The sequence below is a fragment of the Sphingomonas sp. UNC305MFCol5.2 genome (genome assembly GCF_000712135.1).
In the GTDB taxonomy this organism is placed as follows: domain Bacteria; phylum Pseudomonadota; class Alphaproteobacteria; order Sphingomonadales; family Sphingomonadaceae; genus Sphingomonas.
The window spans coordinates 370,886-396,947 of sequence record NZ_JOOE01000003.1; the positions used below are offsets into that span (position 1 = coordinate 370,886).

Sequence of the window (26,062 nt, forward strand, 5' to 3'; positions counted from 1 at the left end):
CCCGATTTTCGTCCGTTTCGGAGACGGTCATTTCGCCGTTGGCCTGTTTCCCCCGCGCGGCTAGGGTGCGTCGGCCATAAAGGGGGATTTGGTGCCATGAAGCTCGTTGCCCGGCTCGGTATCCTGGCGCTGATCGCCGCACCTTTGGGCGCCACGCTCGCGATGGGCGACAACAGCCCGCAGGTCGAGATGGCCACCCCCGGCGTCGGCGGCGGCGCGATCGAGCGGTTCACTGCGCGCTTCAACGTGGCCATGGTGCCGCTCGGCGATCCGCGCGCAGCCGGTCCCTTCACGGTCGAATGCCCGGTCGGCGGCGAAGGGCGCTGGGTCGACCAGCAGACCTATGTCCACGAATTCGCCAGCCCGCTCCCCGGCGGCGTGACCTGCACCTTCACCTTGAAGGACAAGCTCAAGAGCCTCGCCGGTTATGCCGTCACCGGCCAGACCAAATTCACCGTCGACAGCGGCGGACCGATCGCGCGCGCGGTGCTGCCGAACCGCTATGGCGGCGAGATCGAGGAGGACCAGACCTTCCTCGTCGCGGCCAACCTCGCGCCCGATCGCGATTCGGTCGGCGCCAACGCCTATTGCGCGGTCGACGGGATCGGCGAGAAGATTCCCGTCGACGTGCTCCCCGCCGACGTGCCGGGCAAGGTCCTCGCCGGGCTCGGCACCGATCGCTGGGAAGTGCAGAGCTTTCTTGAGGAAGGCGGCCTGCCCAAGGCGCTCCCCGCCAGCGAAGCCGACCGTGTCAAGGCGACCGCGAGCGTGGTCGCGCTCAAATGCCGTCGCCCGCTGCCGCCGGGGCGGGATGTCGCGCTCGTCTGGGGCAAGGACATCGCCAGCGGCGGCCGCACCGCGGGCACCGACCAGCGGTTCGACTTCACCGTGCGCAAGCCCTTTGCCGCGCGTTTCGAATGCTCGCGCGTCAACGCACAGGCCGGCTGCAGTCCGGTGCAGGACGCGTGGGTGCGCTTCTCCGCGCCGATCCCGCGCGCGCAGGCCGAAGCGATCCGCATCACATTGCCCGACGGCAAGGCGCTGACGCCGATCTTCTCCGACGAGGAGAAGCGCAAGGCCGTGATCGCCGACGTCAAGTTCAAGGCGCCGCTGCCTGCCGCGGTCGTCGCGAAACTCACGCTGCCGGCCAACGTCACCGACGAGAGCGGACGCAAGCTTTCCAACACCGAGCGCTTCCCGCTCGACGTTCGTTTCGACGAGGCGCCGCCGCTGGTGAAGTTCGCAGCGGACTTCGGCATCCTCGAAGCCGCCGAGGGCGGCGTGCTGCCAGTGACCGTGCGCAATGTCGAGGCACAACTCGTCGGCAAACAGATGGCGGTCGGCGGGCAGAGCCTCAGGGTCGAGGGGGGCGATGGGGAGATCGCCAAGTGGTTGCGGGCGATCGACGACGCCGCCGAGACCAAGACCGAGACGTTCGAGCGCGGCGAGGAGACGATCCGGATCAACAAGACCGGTGCCGACCCGCTGCTCACGCCCGCCACGGGCAAGCCGTTCCAGGTCTCGCTGCCCGGCAAGGGCAAGGAATTCGAAGTCGTCGGCATCCCGCTGACCAAGCCCGGTTTCTACGTGGTCGAACTCGCCAGCCCCCGGCTCGGCAGGGCCCTGCTCGGCCGCGACAGCCCGCGCTATGTGGCGGCGGGCGCGCTCGTCACCAATATGAGCGTGCACTTCAAATGGGGCCGCGACCAATCGCTCGTCTGGGTCACGGCGCTCGACAGCGGCAAGGGCGTCGGCAGCGCCGAAGTGCGCATCACCGACAGCTGCACCGGCCAGATCCTCGCAAAGGGCACCACCGATGCTTCGGGCCGGCTCGGCGTCCCCGCCGGCCTGCCCGAGCCCGAAACCTATTCGGGCTGCGAAGGCAGCAGTGCCTCGCCGCTGATGGTGTCGGCACGCAAGGCCGACGATTTCAGCTTCACGCTGACACAATGGGGCGACGGCATCCGCCCCTATGACTTCGACCTGCCTTACGGCTGGCAGAAGCAGGACCAGATATTCCACACCGTGTTCGATCGCGCGCTCGTCCGCCAGGGCGAGACGGTGCACATGAAGCACATCGTGCGCCAGCCGATCGCGAGCGGCTTCGGTACTTCGCCCGCCTTCACCGGCACGCTGCGCCTGTCGCATCGCGGATCGGACACGAAGTACGACCTGCCGTTGACGATCGACGCCAACGGCATCGGCGAGACCGAATGGACCGCGCCGCAGGGCGCCAAGATGGGCGATTACGACATCCAGGTCGTTGCGACCGAGGATGGCGACGAGAAGACGATCTATACCGGCCAGTCGTTCAAGCTCGACGAATACAAGCTGCCGACGATGAAAGCATCGGTGGCGGGCCCGAAGGAGGCCGCGGTGCGGCCGAGCACGCTGCCGCTCGACCTGTTCGTCGGCTATCTCTCGGGCGGGGGCGCCGGCAATCTGCCGGTCGAATTGCGCGTCGGCTGGTTCGAGGGCGTCACCGCGCCCGACGGCTATGACAGCTACAGCTTCGGCGGCCGCGCGCTGACCGAGGGCGTCAAGCCTTTGAACGGCGACGACGAGACCGACGAGGAATCGACTCCGCTGCCGCCGACCCAGACCTTGCCCGTCACGCTCGGCGGCGACGGCACCGCGCGGACCTCGATCGAGGTTCCCCAGAGCCTCGATCAGCCGACCAACATGCAGATCGAGATGGATTATCAGGACGCCAATGGCGAGATCCTGACCGCGTCGCGGCGCATCCCGATCTACACCTCCGCGGTCCAGTTGGGCATCAAGACCGACGGCTGGCTGATGAAGCAGGACGATCTGCGGCTGCGCTTCGTCGCGCTCGATACTTCGGGCAAGCCGCTGGCCAACCAAGACATCTCGGTCGAGCTCTACAGCCGCGAGATCCTGACCGCGCGGCGCCGGCTGATCGGCGGCTTCTACGCCTATGACAACCAGATGAAGACGACCAAGCTGGGCGCGACCTGTTCCGCGACCACCGACGCGCAGGGCCTGGCGAGCTGCAAGCTCGACCCTGGCGTCTCGGGCGAAGTCTATGCTGTCGCCACCACGAAAGACGCCAACGGCAATGTCGCGCGCGCGACGCGCTCGACCTGGCTGGTCGGCGACGACGATTGGTGGTTCGGCGGCGACAATGGCGACCGGATGGACGTCATCCCCGAGCAGCTGGAATATAAGGCCGGCGAGACCGCGAAGTTCCAGGTCCGCATGCCGTTCCGCGAGGCGACGGCACTGGTCACCGTCGAGCGCGAGGGCGTGCTTTCCAGCTTCGTCGTCGGCTTGAGCGGCAAGGATCCGGTGATCGAAGTACCGATGCCGGCAAGCTATGCGCCCGACGTCTATGTCTCGGTGATGGCCGTCCGGGGCCGCGTCTCCGGCTGGGCGAACTGGCGCTCGAAACTCGCGCGCGATTGGGGGCTGCCCTTCTCGCAGGACGGCGGCAAGCCGACCGCGACGGTCGATCTCGCCAAGCCAGCCTACCGCCTCGGCATCGCCAAGGTGAAGGTCGGCTGGGAAGGCCATCGCCTCGGCGTCGCGGTCAAGGCCGAGAAGGCGACCTATGCCGCCCGCGACGTGGCCAATGTCGACGTGCAAGTGAAGAATCCGGACGGCTCGCCGGCGCGCGAGGCGGACGTGGCGTTCGCCGCAGTCGACGAGGCACTGCTCCAGCTCGCGCCCAATGAGAGTTGGGACGTGCTCACCGCGATGATGGGCGACCGGCCGATCTCGGTGCTCACTTCGACCGCGCAGACGCAGGTCGTCGGCAAGAGGCATTACGGCAAGAAAGCCGTCGAGGCCGGCGGCGGTGGCGGCGGCGATCTCTCGGGGCTCAACCGCGAGAATTTCCAGCCGGTCCTACTGTGGAAGGGCAAGGTGCCGCTCGACGGCAATGGCCATGCCCGGGTGCAGGTGCCGCTTTCGGATGCGCTCACCTCGTTCAAGCTGGTCGCGATCGCCACCAACGGCGCGCAACTCTTCGGCACCGGCGAGGCGAGCGTCCGTACGCATCAGGATCTCAGCATCTATCCGGGCGTGCCGCAGGTGGTGCGCACCGGCGACACGTTCGGGGCGATGTTCACGCTGCGCAACGGATCGGACAAGCCGATGCGGGTGACGGCGAATGTCGTGCTCAGCCCGGCGGTCGCCACCGGCAAGCCGCTTACCGTCGATATTCCGGCGGGGGGCGCCGCGCCGGTCAGCTGGAACCTCACTGCGCCGAACGCGGCGGGCAAGCTCAGCTGGACGGTGTCGGCCAAATCCGCCGACGGCAAGGCAATCGACAAGGTGACGGTCGCGCAGGACGTGATCCCGGCAGTGCCGGTCGAAGTCTGGGCGGCGACGCTCGCCCGGGTCGGCGAAGGCACCAGCTTCTCGATCGCGCCACCCGCAGGGGCACTGCCCGGCTTCGGCATGGTGGACATCAGCCTCGCCGACACGCTCGCACCGCCGCTCCAGGGCGTGCGCGATTATATGTCGGCCTATCCCTATGGCTGCCTCGAGCAGCGCACGTCGCGCGCGATCGCGTTGAACGATTCGGGCATGTGGAACGGCATCGCCGGCGAGCTGCCCGCTTATCAGGACAGTGACGGCCTGCTGCGCTACTTCCCCGGCGAATGGTCCGGGTCGGAAGCGCTCACGGCGTATATCCTGTCGATCACCGCCGAGGCAGGGCTGCCGCTGCCTGACGGGCCACGCGTCAAGGCAATCGACGCGATGAAGGCCGTGCTCGACGGCCGCCTGCGCCGCGAGGATTATGGCGATGTCCGGCTCCAGCGGATCGCCGCCTTCTCGGCGCTTGCGCGGCAGGGCGCGGCGACCAGCGCGATGCTCGGCCAGCTCGGCATCGCGCCGGCGGAAATGCCGACTTCGTCGCTCGCCGACTATCTCGCCGCTCTGGCCAAGGTGCCCGGCCTCGCCAACGGCGCGCAGCTGCGTGCCGATGCGGAGAACGTGCTGCGCCAGCGCCTCGTCTACGAAGGGACGCGGATCGATCTCAGCGACAAGGGCAACATGCCGTGGTGGCTGATGTCGTCGGACGACGAAGCGGCGATCAAGGCAGTGATGGTCACGCTCGGCCGCCCCGGCTGGCAGGCCGAGACGCCCAAGATGATGGTCGGCGTGGCGATGCGCCAGCAGCGCGGCCATTGGGGCACCACCACCGGCAATGCGTGGGGCACGATCGCCGCGCGCAAATTCATGGCGGCCTATCCGGCAGAGGCAATCGCGGGGGTAACGACCGCCAGTCTCGGCAGCGCGAGCGTCAGCCGGTCCTGGCCGCTGCTCGAGCCGCAGCGCAGCTTCAGCCTGCCGCTGCCGGCGGCGACCACGCCCTTGGTGATGCGTCAGGCCGGCGCCGCCGGGCCATGGGCGTTCGTGCGGGTCAAGGCGGCGGTGCCGCTCACCCAGCCGCTGATGGCGGGGTACAAGATGACGAAGCAGGTCAGTGTGGTGCAAGGGCTGGTGCCCGGGCGCTACACACGCGGCGACGTGATCAAGGTGACGATCAGCGTCGAGGCTTCGGCCGAGCGCAACTGGGTGGTGATCAACGATCCGGTCCCGACCGGCGCGACGGTGATCGGCAGCCTCGGCGGCCAGTCCGAAATGCTCAATGCGCAGGCAGGGACGGCGGAGGGCGTATCGCCCAACTGGATCGAGCGCGGTCAGGGATCGTGGCGGGCCTATTATGGCTGGGTGCCGCGCGGCAGCTTCACCATCTCGTACGTGATGCGGCTCAATGCCTCGGGCCGGTTCAGCCTGCCGGCGACGCGAGTCGAGGCGATGTACTCGCCCGAGATCCGCGCGCAATTGCCCAATGCCGTGATGACGGTGGCGGAGCGGTGAAACCTCTTCCCGTCATCCCGGCGAAAGCCGGGATCTCAGGCAATTGCAGGACAAGAGCCGCACGAGATCCCGGCTTCCGCCGGGATGACGGTGTATGAGGCGCCTCAGAGGCCTGATCGCTCGCATCGACCGCTTCCCCGAAGCGCTCGCCGCATGGGGGCGTCGCCAGCGCGCCGCGTATCGTGAACGCGGCTGGCGCGGCATCTTCACGCCTTCGCGAATCTTGCTCACTGCCGCGGCGCTGCTCATCGGCGGTTTCGTATCGCTCTCGTGGATCACGCGACCGCCGCCGCTCCCGGGCTACGCCGCGGTACTCGCCAACTGGCATCCGTCCGAAGCCTGGCTCTACGACCGCAACGGCCGGCTGATCGACAGCGCGCGCATCGATTATCAGGCCCGCCGGCTAGGCTGGGTTCGCCTCGCCGACATATCGCCAGTGGCGCGCGACACGCTCGTCGCCGCCGAGGACCGCCGCTTCCGAAGCCACAATGGCGTGGACTGGTGGGCGCTCGGCGGTGCATTGCGCGACCGGATCGAAGGCAAGCGGGCGCGCGGCGCCTCGACGCTGTCGATGCAGGTCGCCGCCTATCTCGCGCCCGATCTCGCCACGCCGGGCCATCGCGGCACATGGGACAAAGTGCGCCAGATGCGCGCGGGCGCCGCGCTCGAGGCGGGCTGGAGCAAGGACCAGATCCTCGAGGCATATCTCAATCTCGCCGGTTTCCGGGGAGAGGCACAGGGAATCGGCGCCGCCGCGCTCGGACTGTTCGGCAAGACGCCGGCGGCATTGAGTCGCGACGATGCATTGCTGCTTGCGGCCCTGCTCCCCAATCCCGGCGCCGGATCGACCGAAATCGCGCGACGGGCCTGCGCATTGAGCCGTGACAAGGATTGCAGCCGCTTCGCTGGCGCCGCCGCCTCGATGCTCGGCCCCGCGCGCAGCCTCGCGCTCGATCCCGGGCTCGCGCCGCATCTTGCCGCGCGGTTGCTCGACAAGCCGGGCGCGCGGATCACCACCACGCTCGACCTGCGCATCCAGTCGGTCGCGATCGCGGCGATGCGCCGCCAGCTGCAGGGGCTGGGCGGCACCCGTGCGCGGGACGGCGCAGTGGTGGTGGTCGACAATGCCAGCGGCGACGTGCTCGCTTATGTCGGCGGGATCGGCGGCGAATCGACCGCGCCCGCAGTCGACGGCGCCTCGGCCTATCGCCAGGCGGGATCGACGCTGAAGCCGTTCCTCTACGCACAGGCGATCGAGAAGGGTTATCTCACCGCCGCCTCGATCCTCGACGATTCGCCGGTCCAGCTCGACACTGCCTCTGGGCTGTACGTGCCCCAGAATTACGATCGCGCATTCAAAGGGCCCGTCTCCGCGCGGATCGCATTGGCGGGGTCGCTCAACGTTCCCGCGGTGCGCACGTTGCTGCTGACCGGCGTGGATGCGTTCCGCGACCGGCTGTGGGACACGGGGTATCGCGGGCTGGTCGAGGATGGCCAATATTACGGCTATTCGCTGGCCCTCGGCTCTGCCGAAGTCACGTTGCTCGAGCAGGTCGCCGCCTATCGCAGCCTCGCGCTCGGCGGACGCTGGTCGCCGCTGCGGATGACCGACGCTTCTCCCAAGGGAGCGCTCCGGCAGATCGTTTCGCCGCAGGCGGCGTGGATCGTCGCCGACATCCTCGCCGATCCGAACGCCCGCGCCGGCACGTTCGGCGTCGATTCGGCGCTGCGCCTGCCCTTCTGGGCAGCTGCCAAGACCGGCACGTCGAAGGCGATGCGCGACAATTGGTGCATCGGCTTCAGCGACCGGTTCACGGTAGGCGTCTGGGTCGGCAATCTCGAAGGCGATCCGATGCGTGCGGTATCGGGAACGAGCGGCGCGGCGCCGGTGTGGCGCGACGTCATGATGGCATTGCACGCCGGCACGCCTTCCAGGGCATCGCCCCCGCCGACAGGAATCGAGACGCGGCAGATCCGCTTCGCCGAAGGCATCGAGCAGCCGCGCCGCGAATTTTTTGTGAAGGGCACCGCGCTCGACCAGGTCGCGGCGGCGCCCGAGGCGGCGCGGCGGCCGCGCATCGTCAATCCGGTGGCAGGCAGCGTCTATGCGCTGGATCCCGACATTCCAGTCGATCGCCAGCGGCTGGCGATCGCAGTGGCGGGCCAGATTGCCGGCCATCGCCTGCTGCTCGACCGGGAGGATCTGGGCACCGCCGACTCGCGTCCGCTGCTGCTGCCGACGCGCGGGCAGCACCGGCTGCGGCTGGTCGATCTCGGCGGACGCGTGGTCGATCAGATCCTCTTCACGGTTCGCTGAAGATTCGCATTTCGCTACGGGAGCGAAATGCTTTTCCGCGCGTTCAAATGCGCGGTCCTTCCCTTTCGGACCGTGTCTCAGGGCACCGGCCGCGTCGCCGCAACCGGCGCGGCCGAACCCCGGACCGCTCGCGCGGCCCGGGTCCGGTCCATTCTACCAGAAGAAGCCCGGGATGACGCGCACCACCACGCCGCGGCGCATGTCGATCAGGAGCACGTCGTTATAATGGCGCACCCAGCGCTGGAAGCGGCCCGCCGGGGGCAGGCGATAGCGCCACGGATCGCCGATCACATAGCGTGGCCCCCAATAACTAGGCGCGATCCGCACGCCGGTGCGGAAGCGGGTATAGCCGAACGGCGCCCGCCAGTTGCCGCGGGCATAGACGCCGCGATTGCGGGTGCGATAATCGCGCCAGTCATTGTCGCCCCAGCGGCGATTGCGGTCCTGCAGATCCTCGCGATACTCCTGACGCGCCTCGCGAACGTCGCGGCGCTCGTCGCGAATGTCGCTGCGATCGCCGCGGCGGCGGGCGTCGCGCAGCTCGCGCTGCTCCTCGCGAATGTCCTGGCGGTCGCGGCGCAGTTCGCGATTCGACTGCGCACTGGCGGCGGTCGGCACGGCCACCGCCGGCATCGCGACGGCAGCGAGCAAAGCTGCGGTGATGATCTTCTTCACTGGATTCCTCCAAGCTCTCCGAACCGGTAGTTTCCGGCACGCAGGCAAATTGAAGGAACGTCGCTGAACCGCGCGGGAACGCGGCAGTCAGCAATCAGCAAGTTTGATTACTGACCCGAGCCGCCCGGAGGGCCACCGCCGCCGGTGCCCGGGGCGCCGACCGTGCCGATATTGCCGAACAGATCGTCGAAGAAGCTGCGCTTGCGGCCCAGCGTAGGCGTCTTCTTGCCATAGGGGTCGACCGAGGCGATCAGTTCCTTGCCCATCTTCTCGACCGACGCGACGTTGCCGGCGGAATCGAAACGGATGCGGATCGTGGTCTGATCGCGCACCTTGGGGTCGCTGTAGCCGAAATTCCGGCTGTCGCGCGACACGTAATACCATTCGCCCTGGTTGAACTGGCTGGTCAGCGTCGGCCGGCCGAGCGTCTGCATCACCGATTCGCGCGTATCGACGCCGGGCTGGACCGAATCGACCAGCTCCTTGTCGATCACATAACCCTGATGCGACTTGATCGGCGCGCAGGCAGTGCCGCCCATGGCGACGAGGAGCGCGGCGCAACCGGCCAGGCGAACGGGGAAGGGCATCGAAATCTCCAGGGCGAAGCGAGCACGCGGCGCGCATTGCATCGCGCGCCATTCGCCTCAATATGCGGCAAAATGCGGCCAAACAAGGTCGCGCCACAAGTTGCACGGACGAAGACCAATCATGGGACTGCTCAAGCGCCTGTTCGGCGCCTCCGATCGCGGCACCGCGCCGCAGCTTTATGCGAGCGTCGTCGCCATGGGCCGCGCCCCGCATTGGTATACCGAAGGCGGCGTCCCCGACACGATCGACGGGCGATTCGACATGATCGCCGCAGTGCTCGCGCTCGTCCTGCTGCGGCTCGAAGGCGAGCCCGAGGCAATGGCGCCGAGCACCGCGCTCGCCGAATGTTTCATCGACGACATGGACGGCCAGCTGCGCGAGATCGGCATCGGCGACATCGTCGTCGGCAAGCATATGGGGCGGATGATGGGCATGGTCGGCGGTCGGCTCGGCGCCTATCGCGCGGGGCTCGCCGGCGAGGGGCTGCGCACGGCTTTGGTCCGCAACGTCTATCGCGGTCATGCACCCACCGATGCCGCGCTCGCGCATGTCGAGACGAAACTGCTCGCGCTCCGCGACCGGCTCGCGGCCACGCCCACAGCCGCGATCCTCGCGGGAGAGCTGCCGCAATGACCCCGGAATTCTCGCGCGCCCATCGGCTCGACCAGATCGGCACCGGCGAAAGCAATGTCGCGATCGAGGCGACCCCCGAAGAGCGCAACGCGATCGCCCGCCGCTTCGATCTGGTCGCAGTCGACCGGCTCGCCGCGCGCTTCGTGCTGCGCCGCGATGCCGCGGGCGTGCGCGCCGCCGGTCATTTGTCGGCGGCAGTCACGCAGTCGTGCGGCGTCACCGGCGAACCGCTCCCCGCGAAGATCGAGGAGGATTTTGCGATTCGCTTCCTGCCCGAACCGACCGAAGACGAATCGCACGACGAAATCGAGTTGGCCGAGGAGGATCTCGATACCGTCTTCTACACCGGCAGCGCGCTCGATCTCGGCGAGGCGGCCGCGGAGACGCTCGCGCTCGCGCTCGATCCCTTCCCGCGCAGTCCCAATGCCGCGGCGGCGCTCAAGCAGGCCGGGGTGATCAGCGAGGAGGAAGCGGGGCCGTTCGGCGCTCTCGCTGGGCTGAAGGACAAGCTGGGCAAGAAGTGACGCCAGCGTCCAGCTGCGGAGCGCAGGCCAGCAGGCGAGTCCGCGAGCGCCGCATCAGAATGTCGCCCCGGTGAGCTGTTGGGAGACGTCCCACAGACGAGCCGAGGTCGCGCGGTCCAGCGCCTGTGCGGGAATCTTCGCTTCTCCCGGAAATCCCCGCGCTTCGTTCCATTTATCCGGGCCGTAGTAGACGCCCGGCCTTGCCTTGGGGGAAGTTGCGGCGAACAGGGTCGGCAACGCGCCCTGTGCCGCAGGCTGGAACAGAAACCATAATAACGAGCGCGCCACGCCCATGAGACTCCCGCGGCCAGGCGCATTGTGCAGGAGCTCGGTTCGCGCGATGCCGGGGTGCGCGGCAATGCTGGAAATGCCCCAACCATTCGCCTCGCTGCGCCGTTGCAGTTCGAGCGCGAACATCAGGCACGCGAGCTTCGACTGGCTGTAGACGGACATGGCGTGGTACTGCCGCTCGGCATTGAGGTCGTCGAAATCGATTGCGCCGCCGCGCGCCGCAACGCTCGAAAGCGACACCACGCGGGCGCTGCCGCTCCCGCGCAGGAGCGGCAGGAGCGCTGCGGTCAGTGCGAAGTGACCGAGATGGTTGGTGCCGAGCTGCAATTCGAAGCCGTCTGCGGTTTCTCGCCGCCTGGGCGGCACCATGACCCCGGCATTGTTGATCAACAGATCGACGCTGTCCTGCTGTCCCCGCAGCCTTTCGCCGAAGCCCGCGATGGACGCGAGGTTCGCAAGATCGAGCTGTTCGAACCGCACGCGCCCACCCGGCACGGCTGCGCAGATATGCGCGACCGCAACAGCACCCTTTTCCGGGTTGCGCCCCGCGATGACGACGTCGCCGCCGGCTCGCGCGAGTGCCAGCGCGTCCTCGAACCCGAGACCGCCGGTTCCTGTGACGATCGCAGTGCGTCCGAGCTGCGAAGGGATGTCCGACACCATCCACGTCATAATTCAGCCTTTCCAAAAATCCGCACTTGGTGTAAAAATAATATCGCACTGAGTGCAATTTTCAAGGGATTTATTTGCATGACGCCTGGCCAAGATATGGCCGTTCCCCGCGAGGGATTGCGCGAGCGCAAGCGCCGCGAGACCCTGCGGCGAATCACGGACACCGGAATCTGCCTGTTCATCGAGAAGGGATATGAAGCCACGACGATCGACGCGATCGCGGCGGCGGCGGGAATATCCCGGCGAACTTTCTTCTATTATTTCAGATCGAAGGACGACATCCTGCTGTCCCTGCAGAGCGGGATGGGCGAACTGCTCGCCGCCGAGGTGCGCAGCGCGCCGTCGGGCACCCGTCCCGTCGACGCCATCCGCAATGCCGTCGTGAAGGTCTGCGCCTCAGTGCCCGCCGACGACATGATCGCCATCGACCGCCTGATGCGTTCCAGCGCCGCCGTTCAGGCGCGGAAGCAAGCCAGCTATGTTCAGCATGAGGAGACGCTATTCGCCGCGCTTCGCGAACGATGGCCGGAACCCGAACGCGCCACCGGCCTGCGGCTCGTCGCCTTGCTTGCTATCGGCGCGATCCGTCTCTCGACCGATACTTTCAACCAGGAAGGCGGCACGCGTCCGATTGGGGAGGTGTTGCACGCGGCATTCGCCGCTCTGGATCTGGAAACCGGATCTCCCCCGCCCGAGGCCTCCGTCCCCAGGCAATGATCGGCACTGCCCGATTACCCGTCCGAACCACCTGTCCCAATCCCCCGCGTCAGCATCGCCGCGACGGTCTCGGCGATCGCTTCGGGGGCGACGTCCTCTTGCCACACGCTGTAGCGCAGGCCGAGGAACACGTTCATCCCCATGATCGCCCAGGCATGGACCTCGCCGACATCGTCGCGCACCTCGCCGCGCTCCGCCGCCGCGCGAAGGCGCCTGGCGATGCGATCGGCGGTGGTGGCATAGTGCATGCGGAAGCTCTCGGGATCGACGAACTCGGCCTCGTCGATGATCCGGTAGATTTCCTTGTGGGTCCGGGCGAACCGGATGAAGGCAAGCAAAGCCGCCTGCTCCGCGGCGATCTGGCCGGGCGCGTCCTTCAGCGCCGGCGCGACATGTTCGCGGACCTGTTCGGACATGTCGCGGACCAGCGCGCGGAACACCGCGTCCTTCGAATCGAAATAGGTGTAGAAGCTGCCCAGCGCTACGCCGGCGCGGCGGGTAATCCCGCTGATCGAGCCTTCGTGGAAGCCCTTTTCGCCGAACTCCTCCGCCGCGGCGTCGAGGATCGCGCGCAGCGTTTTCCGCCCGCGTGCGGTGCGCGGCTCCTTGCCGGCGCTCGCGACTTCGCCGCTGTCCACCCTATGGGGTGTGGCGTCCACGCCACCGCCGCCTGGCATCTGCCCTCTCCCCCTGTTCTTCCAAGTTGAAACCCGGTTCAGGTTTCAGTATAGCTTCCTTCGACAGCTTACAACCCGCGCACGAGACGGGTCGAATTCTGGGGAGGAAAATGACCATGTCACGCCTGATTCCGTCTGCCCGTACGATTCTCCAGGCAGGCGCCGCCTTTGCCGCGCTTTCCGCAATGCCGGCCCTTGCGCAGGACAACCACGACACGAACGCAGCGGCTTTCGAGAAAGCCGCTCAGGAGGTCACCGACGCGGTCGTCGAGGACCCCGGCGAGATCGTGGTCACCGCGCGCCGCCGCGAGGAAACGCTGCGCGACGTGCCGATAGCAGTCACAGCCTTCACCGGCGAGCAACTCGAGGCGTCGGGCGCGCTCGACATCACCGACATCGCCAACACCACTCCCAACGTGACGCTCGAAGTGTCGCGCGGCACCAATTCGACGCTTTCCGCCTTCATCCGCGGCGTCGGCCAGCAGGATCCGGTCGCCGGGTTCGAGGCCGGCGTCGGCATCTATCTCGACGATGTCTATCTCAATCGTCCGCAGGCGGCGGTGCTAGACATCTACGACGTCGAGCGGATCGAAGTGCTGCGCGGGCCGCAAGGCACGCTCTATGGCCGCAACACGATCGGCGGCGCGATCAAATATGTCACGCGTCGACTCGGCGACAAGCCGACGTTCAAGCTGCGCGGCACCTATGGCACGTACAACCAGATCGACGGCGTGATCAGCGCCAGCGCGCCGATCGGCGACACCGGGCTGCGCGTCGGCGCGGCATATGCGCGGCTGACCCGCGACGGCTTCGGCGAAAACCTCACCACCGGCGCAGAGAATTACGACAAGGATCTGTGGGCGGCGCGCGGCACCATCGAGTTCGAGCCGAGCGCCAGCGCCTTCTTCCGCATTTCGGGCGACTATACCAAGGACGAGAGCCAGCCGCGCGGCGGCCACCGGCTGATCCCCGGCATCGCCACCGGCGCGCCGGTGCTCGACGACGTCTATGATACGCGCGCCGGCCTCACCAGCCCGGCCCAGGAAGTCGAGGCGTGGGGCGTCACCGGGCTGATCGAATTGAAGCCCGCAGACTGGCTGACCTTCCGCTCGATCACCAGCTATCGCAAGGACGACAGCGCGACGCCGATCGACTTCGATTCGCTCCCCGCGGTCCAGGTCGACGTGCCGGCCTTCTACAACAACAAGCAGTTCAGCTCGGAAGCGCAGTTCCTGATCGATACCGGGTCCTTCTCCGGCCTGCTCGGCATCTACTATCTCGATGCCGAGGCGCGCACCGTGTTCGACGTGCGCCTGCCGGGCGGCGTGACCGCGCTCACCTACGGCAATGTCTTCACCGATACCGTCGCGGTGTTCGGCGACTTCACTTACGATCTAGGCGAGATGTTCAGCGTCTCGGCGGGCGGGCGCTACACCTGGGATCAGCGCCAGTCGACGATCCTGCGCCAGACCTTCCTCGGCGGCGGCTCGCCCTTCTTCGGCGGCACCGGCACGCTGTTCGCGACCACTTCGAACTTCCGTGGCAGCGCCGATTTCGCGCAGTTCACGCCGCGCGCATCGATCAGCTTCAAGCCGAATGCGGACCACAATCTCTATGCAAGCTGGGCCAAGGGCTTCAAGGGCGGCGGCTTCGACCCGCGCGGCCAGTCGACTGCCTGCCGCACCCCGGCAGGCGGCGCCTGCACTCCGCAGCAGGTCTATGATTTCCTTGCCTTCGACCCCGAGAAGGTCACGACCTACGAGATCGGCTACAAAGCCAGCCTGTTCGATCGCCGCGTCAACCTGGCGCTCGCGGCGTTCCAGTCGGACTATACCGACGTGCAGGTGCCCGGCTCGATCGGCACGACGGTCAATGGCCAGCAGACCTTCATCGGCGTCACCACCAATGCCGGCAAGGCGCGGATCAAGGGCGTCGAATTCGAGGGCAATGTAATCGCCTCGCGCAATCTCGGCGCGCCCGGCGGCACGCTCAACCTGAGCTGGACGCTCGGCTATCTCGACGCGAAATATCTGCACTTCATCGATGCGCGCGGGATCGACGTGGCGAACCGCCGGAAGATCCAGAACACGCCCGATCTGACGGCGAGCGGCACGCTGGCTTATTCGGTGCCGGTCGGCGACGGCTCGATCAGCGCCAGCGCGACGGTGTCGTACCGCGGCGATTCGCAACAGTTCGAGCTGCGCACGCCGATGCTCGACCAGCCGGCCTATACCTTGCTCGACGCCAATCTCGTCTGGGACATCAACCAGACCTTCTCGCTCGGCATCCACGGCCGCAACCTGACCAATGAGCGCTACATCGTCGCGGGCTATAACTTCCTCGCGCAGAATCCCGACACCGGCGATTTCCTGCGCACCCCGGCGGGGGCGTATATCCCGACGCTCGGCAGCGAAGGCGTGCTCACCGCTTATTACGGCAATCCGCGCCAGGTGTTCGTGACCGGCACGGTCAAGTTCTGACGCCGCAACCTCCCTCTCCCGCTTGCGGGAGAGGGCCGGGGAGAGGGTTCAGCGCGATGCCGTCGTGCTTCTTTCCCGACTCACCCTCACCCAACCCTCTCCCGCAAGCGGGAGAGGACTATTAAGGGCCAGCGATGAACGACACCCATTACGCTCCGCGCCCATCCTACCCCGCAGTCGTCCTCGCGATGCTGCTGCTCGTCTACACCTTCAACTTCCTCGACCGGCAGATCCTCAGCATCCTCGCCCAGCCGGTGAAGAAGGATCTCGGGCTCGACGATGCACAGCTCGGCATGCTCGGCGGGCTTGCCTTCGCGGCGCTCTATTCGACGCTGGCGATCCCGCTGGCACTGCTCGCCGATCGCACCAGCCGGACCTGGGTGATCACCGTGTCGCTCGGCGTATGGAGTGCGTTCACTGCCTTGTGCGGCTTCGCGCAGAACTTCACGCAGATGTTCCTGTTCCGCCTCGGCGTCGGGGTCGGCGAGGCGGGCGGAGTCGCGCCTAGCTATGCGCTGATCTCGGATTATTTCCCGCCCGAGAAGCGCGCGCGGGCGCTTTCGATCTATTCGCTCGGCATTCCGCTGGGCGCGGCGGGCGGCGTGCTGCTCGGCGGCTATATCGCGCAGAATGTCGAGTGGCGCACGGCGTTCGTCGTCGTCGGGCTGGCCGGACTGGTGATCGCTCCCTTCTTCAAGCTGATCGTCAAGGATCCGCCGCGTCCCGCGGCGACGCGCGACGCAATGCCGGTGTCACGCGTGTTCCCGATCCTCGCCGCCAAGCCGGCCTTCTGGCTCATGGCGTTCGGCGCCGCGGCGGGATCGATGTGCGGATACGGCGTGGCCTTCTGGCTGCCGAGCCTGATGCAGCGCAGCTTCGCTCTGACTCTCGTCCAGACCGGCCAGTTCTTCGGCGCATTGCTGCTCACCGGCGGCGTCGCGGGGATATTGCTCGGAGGCTGGCTCGGCGACCGGCTCGGCGCGCGCAACCGCCGCTGGTACGCGCTGGCGCCTGCGATCTGCTACGCCGCGGGCGCGCCGTTGTTCGTCGCCGGCGTGCTGTCGAGCAGTTGGCCGATCGCCTTCACCTTGTTCCTGCTGCCCCAGGCCCTGGTCTATGTCTGGCTCGGCCCGGTGCTCACTGCGGTCCAGCACCTCGTCCCTGCGCATATGCGCGCGACCGCGTCGGCGAGCTTCCTGCTGATCAACAATTTGATCGGGCTGGGGCTCGGCAGCTGGGCGATCGGATCGCTCTCCAAGGCGCTGACCCCGGCCTATGGCGACGAGGCGCTGCGCTACGCGATCGCGGCGGGGTTGTGCCTGTATCTCGTAGCCGGCGCGCTGATGGCGCTGGCCAGCCGGTTTCTCCAGCAGGACTGGGTAGATTAGCGCTCGCGCGTCGCCGCGAACTTCACCTTCGAATAGCGATCGGCGATATACCCGACTTCCCACGCCGATTTGGCGAGGAACACCGGGTTGCCGTCGCGGTCCTTCGCCATTGCGCCGCGGTTGAGGCCCATGAACTCCTCGAGTGCCTTGGGGTCTTCGCTCGACACCCAGCGCGCAGTCTCGAACGGCGCGGGCTCGAGCCCGGCCGCGACCTTGTATTCGGCGTCGAGACGGCTGAGCAGCACGTCGAGCTGGAGCTGGCCGACCACGCCGATGATCCAGTTCGAGCCGATATCGGGATAGAAGACCTGCGTCACGCCCTCTTCGGCCATGTCGTCCAAGGCTTTGCGCAGCTGCTTGGTCTTGGTCGGATCCTTGAGCGCGACGCGGCGCAGGATCTCGGGCGCGAAATTGGGCAGGCCGGTGAAGCGCACATCGGCGCGCTCGGACAGCGTGTCGCCCACCCGGAGCGTGCCGTGATTGGGAATCCCGATGATGTCGCCCGGATAGGCCTCGTCGGCGAGTTCGCGCTCGCGTGCGAAGAACAGGATCGGCGAGTGGATCGCGATCGGCTTGCCGTGGCCGCTGGGCGTCAGTTTCATGCCGCGCCTGAAGGTGCCGGAGCATAGCCGCATGAACGCGATGCGATCACGGTGATTGGGGTCCATGTTCGCCTGGACCTTGAACACGAAGCCGGTGACTTCGTCGCGCGAGGGCTCGACCGGGGCGGGTTCGGCGGGCTGGGCACGCGGCGGCGGGGCGAAGCTGGCAAGCGCCTCGATCAGCGAATCGACGCCGAATTCCTTGAGCGCCGAGCCAAAATAGACCGGCGTGAGATCGCCATGGCGATAGGCCCCGGCGTCGAATTCGGGATAACCGACCCCGGCCAATTCGACTTCCTCGCGCAGCTTGGCGAGATTTTCGGCACTGAGGATCGCGTCGAGCTGCGGATCGTCGAGCCCGCTGGTCTGGACCACCTTGCCCTGGAATTCGCGGCTATTGCCCTCGGGGAGGAGCAGGCGCTTCGTCGCGAGATCGTAGATCCCTTCGAAATTGCCGCCCATGCCGACCGGCCACGTCATCGGCGTCACGTCGAGCGCGAGCAGGTTCGCCACCTCGTCGAGGATGTCGAACACTTCGCGGCCTTCGCGGTCGACCTTGTTGACGAAGGTGATGATCGGCACGTTGCGCAGGCGGCAGACCTCGAACAATTTCCGCGTCTGACTCTCGATGCCCTTGGCGACGTCGATCACCATCACCGCCGAGTCGACCGCGGTCAGCGTGCGATAGGTGTCTTCGGAAAAGTCCTCGTGGCCCGGCGTGTCGAGTAGGTTGAAGGTCACCCCTTCGCGCTCGAAGGTCATCACCGAGCTGGTCACCGAAATGCCGCGCTGCTGCTCGATCTTCATCCAGTCCGAGCGCGCGCGCCGCGCGGCGCCGCGTGCCTTGACCTCGCCGGCCAGGTGGATCGCGCCGCCGAACAGCAGCAATTTCTCGGTGAGCGTGGTCTTGCCGGCGTCGGGGTGCGAGATGATCGCGAAGGTACGGCGGTCGTTGATGTGGTCGGAAGGCATCGCGGCCCTCTAGCCGGTTAACACCCCATCGTCACCCCGGCCCCTTCGACTGCCTGCAAGGCAGGCGCTCAGGACAGGCTTGTGCCGGGGTCCACCGGGATGCCAGGCGAGATGCAGGAACCTCTTGCTGCTCGCGGGAGGCATGGTGGACCCCGGAACAAGTCCGGGGTGACGAAGAGCAAAAGGGACGATCAACCCGCCAGCGTCACCTGCATGCTGAAGGTGCGCGATTCGCCGGGCGCGAAGCGGAGGATGCCGGGCTTGTCCCAGATCTCGCCGTCGAAACCAACCGGATCGGCGATGCCGTGCCAGGGCTCGATGCAGACGAATCGCGCGCCCGGTTTGGTCCAGATACCGAGCTTCGGCATGCCCGCAAAGCCGATCTCGAGCCCCGACCCTTCGCCGCCGTCATAGCGCAGCGACTGGCTCTCCAGCCGGTCCCAAACCAGCGCATCGCGCTCGAACATCTGATCGGTGAGCTTCAGCGCGCGCCCGTCGAGTGGGCTCGGCCGGTTCTCGGGCGCGATCCAGCCGCCGAGCGCGATCGCCGAGAGCGCGGCCGGCTCCGGTTCCTCGAAGACGATGCGGTGATCCGCGCGCGGACGGCCGAAAGGCAGCGGCCAGGCGAAGGCCGGATGGAAGCCGAAGCTGGCGGGCATGTCGCGATCGCCGGTGTTGGTCACAATGACGTCCGTCGCCAGCGTCGCGCCGGTCAGCGTGAACGCCGCGTCGAGTGTGAAGGCGAAGGGATAGACCGCGCGCGTCTCGTCATTGTCGGACAGCCGGAAAACCGCGCGGTTCGCGGCCTGCTCGACCAGCGCGAACTGCTGCCGCCGCGCGAAGCCATGCTGCGGCAGCGGATATTCCTTGCCGTCGAGGCGATATTTGTCGCCCATCAGCCGCCCGACGATCGGGAACAGCAACGGCGCCCGCCCGGCCCAAAAGGCCGGATCGGCATCGGTCATCAGCTCGCGCCCGGCGCCGTCGCGCAGGCTCGAAAGCTCGGCGCCGAGCGAATTGATCCGCGCGTCGAGCATTTCGCTGGCGATCTCGATCATCCAAAACCCTTCATTCTGCCGAGCGTTTGCGGCGCCGGAATTCGGCGACCTTGGCCTTGTTGCCGCACGCCGCCATCGAGCACCAGCGCCGGTCGTGCGCGCGCGACGTATCGAGGAACAGGATCGCGCAGCCCTCCGCTTCGCATTGCCGGATGCGGAGTGCCTGCGCCCCGCCGAACAGCAGCACCGCCTCGCGTGCGACTTCGCCCAGCAGCCCGGCCGCATTTCCCTGCCAGGCGAGGCCGCCCGTCGGATCGAGCTGCGGCGCCGCGACCGATCCCGCCGCGACTGCGTTGAGATCGGCGCGCGCCTCGGCCGGATCGGGCTCCCCGGCGATGCGCGCGACGGCCAGATCATGGATCGCCTCGCGCAATCGCCGCGCCGTGAAGAGGTCCGCCTCGGTCGCACCCGCACCCGATGCGAACCCCGCCGCGACCAGCCAGCGTTCGACATCTCCGGGCACGGCGAGCAGGTCGCGCGGCACCGGCTTGAGCCGGGCGGCGAGCGTGGCGACGAAGTCCAGCGCGCGATGCCCGCCGCGAAAGCGAAAGCCGTCGCGCTGCTCTGCCGGAGGGATGGGATCGGGCATGGCCGCAAACTAGGCCTCTGTAACCTGCTTGACAAGTTATCCTTGCGCCCGCATTCCAATGTAACCTATCAATATGGTTACGGAGTATATCCCATGCCCATCGTGCCTTTGATGCCGCTCGCGATGCTTGCCGCCGCTCCACCACAGCCGCCCCTGGTGCTCGAGGGCAGCTGGGAAATGGCCGCGGCCTATGAGATCCTTGCCGACGGTTCGCGCGCTACGGCCTATGGCGAGCATCCGCACGGGCTGATGATGGTCGACGCCGAGGGGCGCTATACGATCCAGATATTCCGGCCCGACCGGCCGCTCTTCGCGGGCGGCGACAAGACCCGCGGCACGCCGGAGGAATATCGCGCCGCGGTGCTCGGCTCGAGCACGCATTTCGGCCGGGTCCGCGCGCTTCCCGACGGCAAGACGCTCGTGTTCAGCGTCGAGAGCGCGTCCTGGCCCAATTGGGAAGGCAAGCAGCAGGTGCGCGAATACAGCTTCCGCGACGGCGTGCTCACATATGCGGTTCCCGCCAGCGCCTCCGGCAACGGCACCGTCGCCTGGTCGGTGTGGCGCAAGCTGCGCTAGCGGCGCCGGATCTCAGCCTTCGCGGTGGACGAGGAAGGGCGACCAGGCCTGGTTGACCGGCATCAGCTCGATCGTGTTGACGTTGAGGTGCGCCGGCTGCCCGGCGACCCACAGCATCGTCGCGGCGATGTCCTCCGCGGTCATCGGATTGACCCCCGCATAGACCTTGTCCGAAGTCTCCTGGCTGCCGGTGCGCACCAACGTGAACTCGGTCTCGACCATGCCCGGCTCGATCGAGCAGACGCGGACGCCGGTGCCGATCAGGTCGGAGCGCAGATTGAGGCTGAACTGGCGCACGAACGCCTTGGTCGCTCCGTACACGTTGCCGCCGGGATAGGGGTAGTTCGCTGCCACCGAGGCAAGGTTGATGATCGCGCCTTTCCGCTCGATCAACTGCGGCAACAATTTGTGCGTGATCGACACCAGCGCAGTGATGTTGGTGTCGATCATCGTGGTCCAGTTGGACAGCGACGCCTGCTGGGCAGGCTCCAGCCCCAGCGCGAGCCCGGCATTGTTGATCAGCAGATCCACGCCGCGAAAGGCCTCGGGCAGCCCGTCGAGCGCCGCGTCGCGAGCGGCCGCGTCGCGGATGTCGAATTCGAGCGTGTGGAGCGCATCGTCCAACTCAGCCTGCAGCGCCGCGAGCCGGTCGGCGCGGCGGCCGGTGCCGATCACTCTCCAGCCTGCGCCGACGAACGCGCGCGCTGCGGCTTCGCCGATTCCCGCGGTCACGCCGGTGATGAGTGCGGTAGGCATGCGATTCTCCATTTCCGTCACCCCGGACTCGTTCCGGGGTCCACTCAGCCTCACCGGTGAAGCATGAAGCTCAGGCTTCGCCCTTGCCTCCCGGTGGACCCCGGCACAAGGCCGGGGTGACGATTGTGGGTCACCCCCTCAGTGCCGCCCCAAGCTTTGCTGCGGCGGCAACCACCTTGTCGGCCACGGCCTTCAGCTCGGCATCGGTGAAGCTCTTCTCGCCCGGCTGGAGCGTGACTTCGACTGCGAGGCTCTTCTGCCCCTCGGGTACGCCGGTGCCGGTGAAGACATCGAACAGCCGCGCATCGACGATGACCGCCTTGTCGGCACCCTTCACCGTGCGGACGAGATCGCCCGCCGCCAGCTCGGCCGGCACGAGGAACGCGAAGTCGCGCGTGACCGCCTGCAGCGCGGGGGGCGTGTAGGCGGGCCGCATGAAGCCGGATCCACGCTTGGCCGGAAGCGCATCGAGATAGATCTCCACCGCCGCGACGTCTCCGTCGAGGTCGAATGCCTTGAGCACGCCCGGATGGACCATGCCGAACGCCGCGAGCACCGTCTTCGGCCCGAGACGCAAGGTCGCCGACTGGCCGGGATGATAGACCTCACCCGCCTCGCCTCCCTCGACGTTGCTCGGGACAGGCATCACTTGCAAATTGGCGACCGGCGCGCCGGCGGCTTCGAGCAGCGACAGCGCCTCGGCCTTGGCGTCGAACGCGTCGAAGCGCTGGCCCTTGCCGCCTTGCCAGCCGCGCGTCGCGCGGTCGCCCGCGAGCACGACGCCCAATGTCAGCCGCTCCTTGTCGGCGAGATAGCGGCGGCCGATCTCGAACAGCCGGATGCCGGTCGCGCCGCGCTTCACATTGCGCTCCGCGGCGGCGAGCAGGCCGGGGAGCAGCGACGGGCGCATGACCTTCATGTCTTCGCTGATCGGATTGGCGAGGGTCCACGCCCCGCCGCCGAACGGCGCCGCCTCGGCCTCGGAAATGAAGCTCCACGTCACCGCTTCGTTGAGCCCGCGCGCCGCGGCGGTGCGGCGCAGCTTGCGCTCCAACTTCTGCTCGGGCGTCGCGGTCGGACGGGCGACGCCGGGAATGCGGTCGAGCGGTGTCGAGGGCACCTTGTCGATGCCTTCGATGCGGATGACTTCCTCGACGAGATCGGCGGGCCCGTCGACGTCGCGGCGCCAGCTCGGCACGGTGACGTTCCACGCGCCGTCGACGACGAACCCCAGGCTTTCGAGGATCGCCTTCTGACGGTCGGCCGGCACGGCAAGACCGCCCAGCGTCTCGGCAAGCGCCGGATCGTAGACATAGCTGCGCAGCGCGGTCGGCGCCTGCCCGGCGCGGGTGACTTCGCTTGCCGATCCGCCGCACAGATCGACCACATAGCGCGCCGCGATCGCGATGCCGTCTTCGAGGAACGCCGGATCCACGCCGCGCTCGAAGCGCGAGCGCGCGTCGCTGGTCAGATTGAGCTTCTGGCCCGTCCGGGCGATGTGATCGGGATCGAAGAAGGCGCATTCGATCACTACGTCGGTGGTGCTCTCGGACACGCCGGTGTCCTCGCCGCCCATGATCCCGCCGATATCGTGCACGCCGTTCGCGTCGACGATCACCGTCACGCTCTCGTCGAGCGTATAGGTCTTTTCGTTGAGCGCGAGCACCTGCTCGCCGGCCTTCGCCTTGCGGACGACCAGCGCGCCGCTGAGCTTCGCCTTGTCGTAGACGTGGAGCGGGCGGCCGAGATCGATCATCACATAATTGGTGATGTCGACCAGCGCCGAGATCGGGCGCTGGCCGATCGCCTTGAGGCGCAGCTGCATCCAGTCGGGCGACGCGCCGTTGGTCACGCCGCTGACGGTCTGCCCGAAATAGGCCGGGCAGCCATCGGGCGCCTCGATCCGCACCTCGGGGCCAGCCCCGCCGGTCGGCACCGGATCGATCTCGAGCGGCTTGAGCGTCCCCAGTCCCGCCGCGGCGAGATCACGTGCGATGCCGCGCACGCCCATGCAATCCTGCCGGTTGGGCGTGATCGAGACGTCGATCACGGCGTCGTTGAGGCCGGCATAATCGGGATAGGACATGCCGATCGGCGCATCCGCGGGCAGCTCGATGATGCCCTCATGATCGTCGCCGAGCTCGAGCTCGCGCGTCGAGCACATCATGCCGTTCGATTCGACGCCGCGCACCGCGGCGACCTTGAGCTGCATGCCGTTGGCCGGCACCACCGCACCGGGAAGCCCGAGCACGCCGACCAGACCCGCACGGGCATTGGGCGCGCCGCAGACGACCTGCAAAGGCGCGCCTTCGCCGGTATCGACGGTCAGCACCTGCAATTTGTCGGCCTGCGGATGGCGTTCGGCGGTGAGCACCTTCGCCACGCGGAAAGCGGCGAGCTTCTCGCCGGGATTCTCGACGCCTTCGACCTCGAGACCGACGCGCGTCAGCGCCTCGACGACTTCGTCCAGCGAAGCGGTCGTCTCCAGATGCTCCTTGAGCCAGTTCAGCGTGAACTTCATGCGCCGACTCCCCCGCTCAGCGTGGGCACGTCGAGCGCCGAGAAGCCGTAGTGGCGCAGCCAGCGCAGATCGCCGTCGAAGAAGGCGCGCAGATCGTCCATCCCGTATTTGAGCATCGCCAGCCGGTCGACGCCGGTGCCGAAGGCGAAGCCCTGCCATTCGTTCGGATCGAGCCCGCAGGCGGCGATCACCTTGGGGTGCACCATCCCGGAGCCGAGCACTTCCATCCAGCCCTCGGATCCGCCGATCACGCGCTTGCCGTCCTTGATCGTGTAGCCGACATCGACTTCGGCCGAAGGCTCGGTGAAGGGGAAATAGCTCGGGCGCAGGCGCAGCACGATGTCGTCGCGCTCGAAAAACGCCTTGAGGAACGTCTCGAGCGTCCATTTGAGGTGACCCAGCGTGATCCCCTTGTCGATCACCAGCCCTTCGATCTGGTGGAACATCGGCGTGTGCGTCGCATCCGAATCCGAGCGATAGACCCGGCCCGGCGCGATGATCCGGATCGGCGGCTTGTTGGCCAGCATCGTCCGGATCTGCACCGGCGAGGTGTGTGTGCGCAGCAGCATTTTCTGCTCCCTCTCCCCTTCAGGGGAGAGGGGCATGACCGGAGCGTTGTCGACAGGCCCCTCTCCCCGGCCCTCTCCCCGCAAGCGGAGAGAGGGAGACATGTAGAACGTGTCGTGCATCGCCCGGGCCGGGTGGCTCTCGGGGATGTTGAGCGCGGTGAAATTGTGCCAGTCGTCCTCGATCTCGGGGCCGGTCGCGACTGCGAAGCCGAGATCGGCGAAGATCTCCGCCAGCTCATCCATCACCTGGCTCACCGGGTGCACCGAGCCCGCGGGAACCGCATCGACCGGCAGCGTCATGTCCAGCGTCTCGCTCGCCAGCCGCGCATCGAGCGCCAGCCGCTCGAGCACTGCCTTGCGATCGGCGAGCGCCGCAGTCACTGCCTCGCGCAGGCCGTGGATGCGCGGGCCCTGTTCCTGGCGCTCCTCGGGGCTCATCGCGCCCAGCGTCTTGAGCAGGCCGGTGATCGCGCCCTGTTTGCCGAGCGCATGGACGCGCAGCGCCTCGACGGCGTCGAGCCCGGTCGCGGCCTGGATCGAAGCGAGCAGGTCGCTGCGCAATTGTTCGAGATCGGTGGTCATGGAAAAGGCCCGAACCCCAGAGTGCGCACGAGGTCAACCCTTGGGCGCAAGATTCGCCTCCGCGCACGGCCCGTCGCGGGCGCGGGGCAGGATGACGCAGCCCCCTTCTCGCCGATCCGCGATCATGAGACGTCACCGCCGCCGACTTGTACGTATGGAGGCGACCGATGTTGATGCAGGCAAGGCTCGAAACCGTCGATTGTCCCTGCTGCGAAAGCGACGGGCATCGGCATTGGGCGTCCGAAAACGGCTATGCCGCGGTCAAATGCACCGGCTGCGGCACGGTCTATATCCGCGAGCGCCCGCGCGCCGAGGATATTTCCGCCGCCGCGCGCGACGGCGTCCACCCGACCGAGGACGGCACGCTCGATCAGCGGCTGCGTCGCCAGGGCTGGAAAGTGCCTTTCTACGCCGGCATCGTCCGCCGATTCTTCGACGGCGAGAAGGACCTCAGCTGGCTCGACGTCGGCGCGGGCAATGGCGAGTTCGTCGAGGCGGTCCAGCGCGCGCTGCCCGACGCCAAGGCCAGCGGCATCGATCCGATGGAAGTGAAGGTGGCACGCGCGCAGCAGCGCGGGGTGCCGATCACCACCCAGACGCTGGAGGAAGTGACCGGCAGCTACGACGTGATCTCGATCATCAACGTCTTCTCGCACGTCCCCGACTTCCAGCATTTCGGCGGGTTGATCCGCGCCCGGCTCAAGCCCGGCGGCTCGCTGTTCATCGAGACGGGCAATGGCGGCGACTTGCCCTCGCGCGCCGATTATCCCGGCGAATTGCTGCTGCCCGATCACCTGACCTTCTCGGGCATCGAGCAGATGAAGCAGACGCTCGGGCGCCTCGGCTTCGGGCGGATCGAGCATTTCAGCCGCCGGACCGATCACCCGCTCTGGGCCGTCAAGCAGATCGTGAAGAGCATTCTCAAGGGAAAGCCGAAGCTGGTCCTCCCCTGGACGCGCAAGTTCCGGACGGTGTTCTACCGCGCGTATCTCGACGGCTAAGAGACTGTCTTTTGGATTAAT

19 protein-coding genes are annotated in these 26,062 nt (G+C 67.3%); 9 read left to right on the forward strand and 10 right to left on the reverse strand.

What is annotated here, in order from left to right; genetic code table 11:
- Positions 1-96 precede the first annotated feature (96 nt).
- Together BR78_RS0113490 and pbpC are read left to right on the forward strand one after the other, a co-directional pair.
- The gene (locus tag BR78_RS0113490) at positions 97-5,853 is read left to right on the forward strand and encodes an alpha-2-macroglobulin family protein (RefSeq protein ID WP_029936714.1); all 5,757 of its coding nucleotides are present in this window, start codon (positions 97-99) and stop codon (positions 5,851-5,853) included.
- Positions 5,854-5,947: 94 nt separating this feature from the next.
- The gene (pbpC, locus tag BR78_RS0113495) at positions 5,948-8,170 is read left to right on the forward strand and encodes a penicillin-binding protein 1C (RefSeq protein ID WP_081855775.1); all 2,223 of its coding nucleotides are present in this window, start codon (positions 5,948-5,950) and stop codon (positions 8,168-8,170) included.
- A gap of 153 nt (positions 8,171-8,323) precedes the next feature.
- On the opposite strand, the gene BR78_RS0113500 is transcribed toward pbpC, so the two are convergent.
- Together BR78_RS0113500 and BR78_RS0113505 are read right to left on the reverse strand one after the other, a co-directional pair.
- Complete coding sequence (locus tag BR78_RS0113500; protein WP_029936716.1) at positions 8,324-8,845, reverse strand: RcnB family protein; 522 nt, start codon at positions 8,843-8,845, stop codon at positions 8,324-8,326.
- A gap of 107 nt (positions 8,846-8,952) precedes the next feature.
- Positions 8,953-9,432: an outer membrane protein assembly factor BamE gene (locus BR78_RS0113505; protein ID WP_029936717.1), complete on the reverse strand. Its 480-nt coding sequence runs from the start codon at positions 9,430-9,432 to the stop codon at positions 8,953-8,955.
- 121 nt (positions 9,433-9,553) lie between these two features.
- Here BR78_RS0113505 and BR78_RS0113510 point away from each other — a divergent pair, with 121 nt between their 5' ends.
- On the forward strand, positions 9,554-10,066 hold the full coding sequence (locus tag BR78_RS0113510) for a ubiquinol-cytochrome C chaperone family protein (RefSeq protein ID WP_029936718.1): 513 nt from the start codon (positions 9,554-9,556) through the stop codon (positions 10,064-10,066).
- Positions 10,063-10,590, forward strand: a complete 528-nt coding sequence (locus BR78_RS0113515) for a YceD family protein (protein WP_029936719.1) — start codon at positions 10,063-10,065, stop codon at positions 10,588-10,590. Before BR78_RS0113510 ends, BR78_RS0113515 begins: the two co-directional genes overlap by 4 nt.
- Positions 10,591-10,644: 54 nt before the next feature.
- Here BR78_RS0113515 and BR78_RS0113520 read toward each other — a convergent pair whose 3' ends face one another.
- Entirely contained in the window at positions 10,645-11,505 is an 861-nt protein-coding gene (locus tag BR78_RS0113520; protein WP_231478283.1) for an SDR family oxidoreductase, read from the reverse strand.
- Here BR78_RS0113520 and BR78_RS0113525 point away from each other — a divergent pair.
- Positions 11,389-12,270 (forward strand): TetR/AcrR family transcriptional regulator, encoded by an 882-nt coding sequence (locus tag BR78_RS0113525; protein WP_231478260.1) that lies wholly within the window; start codon positions 11,389-11,391, stop codon positions 12,268-12,270. The two genes, BR78_RS0113520 and BR78_RS0113525, sit on opposite strands and share 117 nt — an antisense overlap.
- 14 nt (positions 12,271-12,284) lie before the next feature.
- Here the strand turns inward: BR78_RS0113525 and BR78_RS0113530 are convergent, their stop codons facing one another.
- Entirely contained in the window at positions 12,285-12,947 is a 663-nt protein-coding gene (locus BR78_RS0113530) for a TetR/AcrR family transcriptional regulator (protein WP_081855776.1), read from the reverse strand.
- 110 nt (positions 12,948-13,057) lie between these two features.
- On the opposite strand from BR78_RS0113530, the gene BR78_RS0113535 reads away from it, so the two are divergent.
- Both BR78_RS0113535 and BR78_RS0113540 read left to right on the forward strand, forming a co-directional pair.
- Positions 13,058-15,427: a TonB-dependent receptor gene (locus BR78_RS0113535; RefSeq protein ID WP_029936723.1), complete on the forward strand. Its 2,370-nt coding sequence runs from the start codon at positions 13,058-13,060 to the stop codon at positions 15,425-15,427.
- A gap of 134 nt (positions 15,428-15,561) precedes the next feature.
- Positions 15,562-16,815 (forward strand): spinster family MFS transporter, encoded by a 1,254-nt coding sequence (locus BR78_RS0113540; protein ID WP_029936724.1) that lies wholly within the window; start codon positions 15,562-15,564, stop codon positions 16,813-16,815.
- Here BR78_RS0113540 and BR78_RS0113545 read toward each other — a convergent pair.
- The 3 genes from BR78_RS0113545 to BR78_RS0113555 all read right to left on the reverse strand — a co-directional run bounded on the left by BR78_RS0113545 (position 16,812) and on the right by BR78_RS0113555 (position 20,036).
- Positions 16,812-18,389: a peptide chain release factor 3 gene (locus tag BR78_RS0113545; RefSeq protein ID WP_029936725.1), complete on the reverse strand. Its 1,578-nt coding sequence runs from the start codon at positions 18,387-18,389 to the stop codon at positions 16,812-16,814. The two genes, BR78_RS0113540 and BR78_RS0113545, sit on opposite strands and share 4 nt — an antisense overlap.
- A gap of 191 nt (positions 18,390-18,580) precedes the next feature.
- Positions 18,581-19,447: an aldose 1-epimerase family protein gene (locus BR78_RS0113550; RefSeq protein WP_029936726.1), complete on the reverse strand. Its 867-nt coding sequence runs from the start codon at positions 19,445-19,447 to the stop codon at positions 18,581-18,583.
- 10 nt (positions 19,448-19,457) lie between these two features.
- Positions 19,458-20,036 carry a CGNR zinc finger domain-containing protein gene (locus BR78_RS0113555; protein ID WP_029936727.1) on the reverse strand — a complete coding sequence of 193 codons (579 nt, stop codon included), beginning with the start codon at positions 20,034-20,036 and terminating at the stop codon, positions 19,458-19,460.
- Positions 20,037-20,129: 93 nt separating this feature from the next.
- On the opposite strand from BR78_RS0113555, the gene BR78_RS0113560 reads away from it, so the two are divergent.
- Positions 20,130-20,612, forward strand: a complete 483-nt coding sequence (locus BR78_RS0113560; RefSeq protein ID WP_029936728.1) for a lipocalin-like domain-containing protein — start codon at positions 20,130-20,132, stop codon at positions 20,610-20,612.
- Between the two features lie 12 nt (positions 20,613-20,624).
- Here BR78_RS0113560 and BR78_RS0113565 read toward each other — a convergent pair whose 3' ends face one another.
- The 3 genes from BR78_RS0113565 to pheS all read right to left on the reverse strand — a co-directional run bounded on the left by BR78_RS0113565 (position 20,625) and on the right by pheS (position 25,040).
- Positions 20,625-21,368, reverse strand: coding sequence for an SDR family NAD(P)-dependent oxidoreductase (locus BR78_RS0113565; RefSeq protein ID WP_029936729.1), 744 nt, complete (start codon positions 21,366-21,368; stop codon positions 20,625-20,627).
- A gap of 130 nt (positions 21,369-21,498) precedes the next feature.
- Positions 21,499-23,889 (reverse strand): phenylalanine--tRNA ligase subunit beta, encoded by a 2,391-nt coding sequence (pheT, locus tag BR78_RS0113570; RefSeq protein ID WP_029936730.1) that lies wholly within the window; start codon positions 23,887-23,889, stop codon positions 21,499-21,501.
- Positions 23,886-25,040 (reverse strand): phenylalanine--tRNA ligase subunit alpha, encoded by a 1,155-nt coding sequence (pheS, locus tag BR78_RS0113575; RefSeq protein WP_029936731.1) that lies wholly within the window; start codon positions 25,038-25,040, stop codon positions 23,886-23,888. The genes pheT and pheS overlap by 4 nt, the downstream gene beginning before the upstream one ends.
- Positions 25,041-25,207: 167 nt before the next feature.
- Here pheS and BR78_RS0113580 point away from each other — a divergent pair, with 167 nt between their 5' ends.
- Complete coding sequence (locus tag BR78_RS0113580; protein ID WP_029936732.1) at positions 25,208-26,041, forward strand: class I SAM-dependent methyltransferase; 834 nt, start codon at positions 25,208-25,210, stop codon at positions 26,039-26,041.
- Positions 26,042-26,062: the final 21 nt, after the last annotated feature.